The sequence below is a fragment of the Gilliamella sp. GillExp13 genome (genome assembly GCF_001690815.1).
Taxonomy (GTDB): domain Bacteria; phylum Pseudomonadota; class Gammaproteobacteria; order Enterobacterales; family Orbaceae; genus Gilliamella; species Gilliamella bombi.
The window spans coordinates 1-6,753 of sequence record NZ_LZHJ01000086.1 but is presented as its reverse complement, the minus strand read 5'-3'; the positions used below and the strand labels follow the sequence as shown (position 1 = coordinate 6,753).

Sequence of the window (6,753 nt, the reverse complement as noted above, 5' to 3'; positions counted from 1 at the left end):
TAGCAACAACACCCGCACCAACAGTACGACCACCTTCACGAATCGCAAAACGTAAGCCGTCTGCCATTGCGATTGGGTGAATTAATGATACTGTCATTTTGATGTTATCTCCAGGCATTACCATTTCTACACCTTCTGGTAATTCGATAGTACCTGTTACGTCAGTTGTACGGAAGTAGAACTGTGGACGGTAACCTTTGAAGAATGGAGTGTGACGACCACCTTCATCTTTGCTTAAAATATACACTTCTGATTCAAAATCAGTATGTGGAGTGATTGAACCTGGTTTTGCAAGTACTTGACCACGTTCGATTTCTTCACGTTTTGTACCACGTAGTAATACACCAACGTTTTCACCTGCACGACCTTCGTCAAGTAATTTACGGAACATTTCAACACCAGTACAAGTTGTTTTAGTGGTTGGCTTGATACCAACAATTTCAACTTCTTCACCAACTTTGATTACACCGCGTTCAACACGACCAGTTACTACTGTACCACGTCCTGAAATTGAGAATACGTCTTCAATTGGTAATAGGAATGGTTTGTCGATATCACGCTCTGGCTCTGGAATATAGCTATCTAATGCTTCTGCTAATTCAACAATTTTGTCTTCCCATGCTGCATCGCCTTCTAACGCTTTAAGCGCAGAACCACGAATGACTGGTGTATCATCACCTGGGAAATCATATTGAGATAGAAGTTCACGTACTTCCATTTCAACTAATTCTAATAATTCTTCGTCATCAACCATATCACATTTATTTAAGAATACGATGATGTAAGGAACACCTACTTGACGACCTAAAAGGATGTGTTCACGAGTTTGTGGCATAGGACCATCTGTTGCTGCTACTACTAAGATAGCACCGTCCATTTGTGCCGCACCAGTGATCATGTTTTTAACATAGTCAGCATGGCCTGGGCAGTCTACGTGTGCGTAGTGACGAGTTGGTGTATCGTATTCAACGTGTGAAGTGTTGATGGTAATACCACGTGCTTTTTCTTCTGGTGCGTTATCGATTTGATCGAATGCACGAGCTTGACCGCCGTATTTTTTAGCAAGTACAGCTGTAATTGCAGCAGTTAAAGTTGTTTTACCGTGGTCAACGTGGCCGATTGTACCAACGTTAACGTGGGGTTTTGTACGTTCAAATTTTTCTTTAGACATTTATCGTCCCTCAAATGTAATACAAATCGGTGGTGAATCACCACATTAACCAAGTATCATATTTAATATCAACATAATACTAACTTAAAATTAGCTCTGAATGATAACAGATAAAGTTACCGAGTGACAAGCTATAAAGCAGGCAAATTTGATATTTTTAGAAGTTTAGGAGATTAACAAGAATGGTGCTGATAGGCAGATTTGAACTGCCGACCTCACCCTTACCAAGGGTGCGCTCTACCAACTGAGCTATATCAGCAATTGGAGCGGGCAGCGGGAATCGAACCCGCATCATCAGCTTGGAAGGCTGAGGTAATAGCCATTATACGATGCCCGCATGTTCAAACTCGGCTACCTAAATGCTTCAATTAGCTATTGCTAATATTAGATAATGGTGGTGGGGGAAGGATTCGAACCTTCGAAGTGTGACACGGCAGATTTACAGTCTGCTCCCTTTGGCCGCTCGGGAACCCCACCCCGAATCTTTATAAATTTGTCTACTTAGGAAAATGGTGCCGGCTGCCGGAATCGAACTGGCGACCTACTGATTACAAGTCAGTTGCTCTACCTACTGAGCTAAGCCGGCCTAAGTGCTGCGCATTATGAACTAGAACATTTAACCTTGCAAGCAAAAAAAACAAATTTTATTTTGTTTGCTTAAAAATAAATCAAAAATATAAAAAAACCCGAAATGTATAATTATTTCGGGTTTTATTTAGCTCAAAATAAACTTATGTTATTTCTTTTTAACTACATTTTTTTTGGTTGTCCCTGCACCTTTAGCCGCTGTTTGTACCGCTACATCTTCGCTAATATCACCTTTGTCTTGATATGCACGACCATAATAAGTATCAAGAAGGATCTGTTTTAGCTCTGCAATTAGAGGATAACGAGGGTTTGCACCAGTACATTGGTCATCAAATGCATCTACTGCAAGCTGATCGACTTGATCCAAGAAAGTTTTTTCATCCACACCAAATTCTTTAATAGAAAATGGAATATCAAGATCTTTTCTAAGTTGATCTAACCAACCAATTAGCTTCTCGACTTTCTTCTCATCATTATCCGTAGCTGCGGTTAGACCTAAATGATCAGCAATTTCGGCATAACGGCTAACTGCTTTAGGATAACCATATTGACTAAATGTACCTTGTTTAGTTGGTTTGTCGGTTGCATTAAAACGGACAACATTACTAATTAACATCGCATTAGCAACACCATGAGGAATATGGAACGCTGCACCAATTTTATGAGCTATTGAGTGACAAACACCAAGGAATGCTTGAGCAAAAGCAACACCAGCTAACGTTGCAGCACTATGCACTTTTTCTCGAGCAATAGGATTTTTAGCCCCTTCTCTATAACTTGCTGGTAAATAAGCTTTAAGTATGCTTAGCGCTTGTAGCGCTTGCCCATCAGAAAACTCACTTGCCATAACTGATACGTAAGCTTCTAAAGCATGCGTTACGGCATCATAGCCTCCAGCTGCACAAAGTGAACGAGGCATATTCATCACTAAGTTCGCATCAACTATTGCCATATTAGGCGTAATAGCATAATCCGCTAATGGATATTTTTGACCTGTTGCATCATCAGTAACAACGGCAAATGGAGTTACTTCAGAGCCTGTACCTGATGTGGTTGTTACACAAATTAATTTTGCTTTTTGCCCCATATTTGGGAAGTGGCAAGCACGTTTACGAATATCCATAAAACGTAATGCTAGCTCTTCGAATTTAGTTTCAGGGTGCTCATATAAAACCCACATGATTTTTGCAGCATCCATTGGTGAACCACCACCTAACGCAATAATTGTATCTGGTTGGAATGCTTGCATTGAATCAGTACCTTTACGCACGACACTTAATGTTGGATCTGCTTCAACATCAAAGAAAGTTTCACAAATAACACCTTGTGCTTCTAATTGATCAGTGATTTGTTTTGAGTAACCGTTATTAAATAGGAATTTATCTGTTACCAAAAATACACGCTTTGCACCTTGCTCAACTACTTCACTTAAAGCTACTGGTAGTGAGCCACGTTTAAAATAGATAGAACTTGGTAGTTTGTGCCATAACATATTTTCTGCTCTCTTAGCGATTGTTTTCTTATTGATTAAGTGCTTCGGTCCAACATTTTCAGATACCGAGTTACCACCCCAAGAGCCACATCCTAATGTTAAAGATGGCGCTAAATCAAAATTATATAAATCACCAATACCACCATGAGCCGCTGGTTGGTTTATTAAAATACGGCAAGTTTTCATTTTACTACCAAAATAAGCAATACGTTCACGATTGCTATCTTGATCAGTATAAAGGACTGAAGTGTGCCCCATTCCACCCATTTCAACCAATTTTTCTGCTTTATCAACAGCTTCAGAGAAATCTTTAGCCTTGAACATAGCAAGCGTTGGAGAAAGTTTTTCGTGGGCAAACGGTTCAGATAAATCAACTTTACTTACTTCGCCAACAAGTACTTTCGAACCAGCTGGAACTTTAAGACCAGCCATTTCAGCAATTTTAGTTGCTGGCTGACCAACAATATTGGCATTTAAGGCGCCTTTGTCGTTTAAAATAATACCTTGTACTGCTTTAGTTTCTTTAGCATTTAAGACATATGCACCATATTGAGTTAATAAGCGACGTACTTCATCATAGACAGAATCAACAACAACAATTGCTTGTTCTGATGCACAGATCATCCCGTTATCAAATGTCTTAGACATAAGTACTGAGGCAACAGCACGTTTCAAATCAGCTGTTTCATCTATAACAACTGGTGTATTACCTGCACCAACACCTAACGCAGGTTTACCTGAACTATAAGCCGCTTTTACCATGCCTGGTCCACCGGTTGCTAAAATAGCAGACACATCATCGTGGTGCATTAATGCATTTGATAATTCGATAGATGGCTCGTCAATCCAACCAATAATATCTTTTGGTGCACCAGCTTTAATTGCGGCATCTAATACAATTCGAGCAGCTTCAATAGTTGATTTTTTAGCTCGAGGATGTGGAGAGAAGACAATTGCATTGCGAGTTTTTAAGCTAATTAATGATTTAAAAATCGCAGTAGAAGTTGGGTTAGTTGTAGGAACAATTCCACAAATAATACCAAGTGGCTCTGCTATAGTAATAGTACCGAATGGTTCATTTTCAGCAACGACTCCACAAGTCTTATCGTGACGATATTTATTTAAAATATACTCAGCGGCAAAAAGGTTTTTTATGACCTTATCTTCGACAATTCCCATTCCTGACTCTGCAACAGCTTGTTGCGCAAGTGGAATACGTGCCGCAGCGGCGGCTGTTGCAGCTGCTACAAAGATTTTGTCGACTTGTTCTTGAGTATAAGTTGAATAAGTCTCCTGCGCCTTTTTGACTCGAGCCATTAACTCATTTAACTCATTCATGTTAGTTACTGCCATAGATTTCTCCTTGAAATTAAAAAATAAATCGGGATCGTTTGGCGTCTTCCTTGAAACTATTTAATGCTTAAGCATAATGACAAAACGAAATTGACGTTATCGTAAATCAGATTTTTACTTTATACAATAATATATTGAATAAAAAAAAGCATGTCACGAAAAGTAACTAATTTTTTATGTATTTAATCACTAAAAAAGAAATAGATATAAAAGACAACCACTTTCACTCAAAAGTGGTTATTATTAATGGAATTTATTATGGAAGAAAAAGGACTAGTTTTAAAAATTATGTGTTACACAATTTATTTAGCACATAACTAACCGCCACAAAACCAAAGGTGGCTGTAACTGTTGTAATTGCGCCAAACCCTGACTCACAATCCATTTTTTTAGGTCCATCTGCTTCACTTTTTGTTAAGCATACTTGTCCATTTTTAGAAGGATACGTTAATTGCTCAGTCGAAAATACACAAGGAATGCCGTATTTACCTTTACTATCTTTATTTAATTTATAATTATGCTTTAGTTTCTCTCGTAACTTCGCTACCAATGGATCTTGAATTGTCTTGGCTAAATCTGAAATTTTAATTTGGGTTGGATCTTTTTGCCCACCAGCTCCACCAATGGTAATAACTTTCAATTTTTGTCGCTTACAATATGCAAGAATCGCTGCTTTATCATGAACACTATCAATTGCATCGATAATATAGTTATACCGTGGTGATTGCTTTGTTCCTAAATATTCACCAACATTATCTGAATTAATAAAATCATCAATTTCATTTACAATGCATTCAGGGTTAATTTGTAAAATACGTTCAGCCATAACAGAGGTTTTAGCTTTGCCAATATTGGATTTTAACGCATGAATTTGGCGATTTGTATTTGTTACACAAACATCATCCATATCAATTAGGGTAATTTGACCAATACCGCTACGCGCTAGCGATTCAACAACCCAAGAACCTACACCGCCGATACCAATTATACAAATATGCGCTTGCGAAAAACATTGCAAAGCCGACTCTCCATAAAGCCTAGCTATACCACTAAAACGTTGAAAGTACGATTCTTTATTCATCAATAATTAATAATAGTGTTTTATACTAAAACACCTACTCTCCTGAAACTTTTTTACAAATTATAACTGTAATATTCTTTATATAAAGAGTTTATCAATAAGTATTAAAGATATTATACCTGAAATAGAACATGATAAATAATAACAGAATGATGAGATAAATGGGATATAACAAAATAAACAGGGAAATAATGAAATTGTTTTTTGAAAAAGTGTTACAAAATATGAAATAAAAAATTGCCTAAAAAATTTTGCTCTAAAAATTAATTAGGCGTCATTAAATTCAAACAGTGTTGGTTGTTTTTCTTTTATCATTCGTTTATGAACTCGGTCGATTACTTTTCTGATACCTCGTTCTGTCATTTTATATTTTTGACTTAGTTCTGCGTAGTTATTGCCTTTAAATGCGTCATAGATTTGCAAGTCACGTTGGTTTAGTTTAAATCTGTAGTCGCGTGGAAATGTGATATTCTGACCGCCAAACAGTTCTGAAATTGTATTTGCAATGTTATCACCTAACTGTGCTGCAATATCTTCAGGTAAACCATAATCCATTGCGTCGTTAGCAGCAGATAATGATACATGTGTTAGTAATTCGTGACGTTTGATAGACATTGCAGACTTTGTCATAGTTTACGCTCCTGTTTTCTTCTTATACCAATCTAGTGCACCAGGTATATTTTTTTCTAATTTATTAAAATCGATACCGGCTCTATACATCTGTTCAAAATACTCTTCATTACTGCTACGAATAGGTTTATCTTCTTCTTTATGTTCAACGTACGCAAATAAATGCTTAGTAGAATCATAAACTGACTTTAGATAATTATGATTTTTAAACGGCTTATATTCACCTAGTGCACGCTTAGCGTGAATATTATTAACGGTTTCTCTTAGTGCATGAGCCAGATGCCTGCTGGGTTGATATAATTTTAGGACCTCATTAATTAAGTTTACTGCTCTAGAATTGCTTAAATTTGATTTTTGAGTACGAAATAAACCAATATAGGCAATCATCGGTTTAGCACAGCCATAGTTTAAATTACTTACTAATATAAGTAATTCTCT

General features: G+C 37.1%; 5 protein-coding genes and 4 tRNA genes. All 9 read right to left on the bottom strand.

The window, feature by feature from the left end:
• Positions 1-1,171: elongation factor Tu (gene tuf / locus A9G37_RS06055; protein ID WP_065574927.1), on the bottom strand; the 1,171-nt coding region annotated here is incomplete at its 3' end.
• 183 nt (positions 1,172-1,354) lie between these two features.
• Positions 1,355-1,430 (bottom strand) — tRNA-Thr (locus A9G37_RS06050).
• 3 nt (positions 1,431-1,433) lie between these two features.
• A tRNA-Gly gene (locus A9G37_RS06045) sits at positions 1,434-1,508 on the bottom strand.
• 55 nt (positions 1,509-1,563) lie between these two features.
• Positions 1,564-1,648 (bottom strand) — tRNA-Tyr (locus tag A9G37_RS06040).
• Between the two features lie 33 nt (positions 1,649-1,681).
• Positions 1,682-1,757, bottom strand: a tRNA-Thr gene (locus A9G37_RS06035).
• A 150-nt stretch (positions 1,758-1,907) separates the two neighbouring features.
• Positions 1,908-4,604 carry a bifunctional acetaldehyde-CoA/alcohol dehydrogenase gene (gene adhE / locus A9G37_RS06030; RefSeq protein ID WP_065574926.1) on the bottom strand — a complete coding sequence of 899 codons (2,697 nt, stop codon included), beginning with the start codon at positions 4,602-4,604 and terminating at the stop codon, positions 1,908-1,910.
• A gap of 286 nt (positions 4,605-4,890) precedes the next feature.
• Positions 4,891-5,685 (bottom strand): tRNA cyclic N6-threonylcarbamoyladenosine(37) synthase TcdA, encoded by a 795-nt coding sequence (tcdA, locus tag A9G37_RS06025; protein ID WP_034913637.1) that lies wholly within the window; start codon positions 5,683-5,685, stop codon positions 4,891-4,893.
• A gap of 267 nt (positions 5,686-5,952) precedes the next feature.
• Positions 5,953-6,315, bottom strand: a complete 363-nt coding sequence (locus A9G37_RS06020; RefSeq protein ID WP_065574765.1) for a Mor transcription activator family protein — start codon at positions 6,313-6,315, stop codon at positions 5,953-5,955.
• A gap of 3 nt (positions 6,316-6,318) precedes the next feature.
• The coding region (locus A9G37_RS06015; RefSeq protein WP_065574925.1) for a hypothetical protein at positions 6,319-6,753 on the bottom strand (435 nt) is incomplete at its 5' end.

Bases quoted from the DNA above. Each gene is read 5' to 3' on its own strand.
- A9G37_RS06020 (WP_065574765.1), bottom strand. From the start codon at position 6,315: ATGACAAAGTCTGCAATGTCTATCAAACGTCACGAATTACTAACACAT.
- adhE (WP_065574926.1), bottom strand. From the start codon at position 4,604: ATGGCAGTAACTAACATGAATGAGTTAAATGAGTTAATGGCTCGAGTC.
- tcdA (WP_034913637.1), bottom strand. From the start codon at position 5,685: ATGAATAAAGAATCGTACTTTCAACGTTTTAGTGGTATAGCTAGGCTT.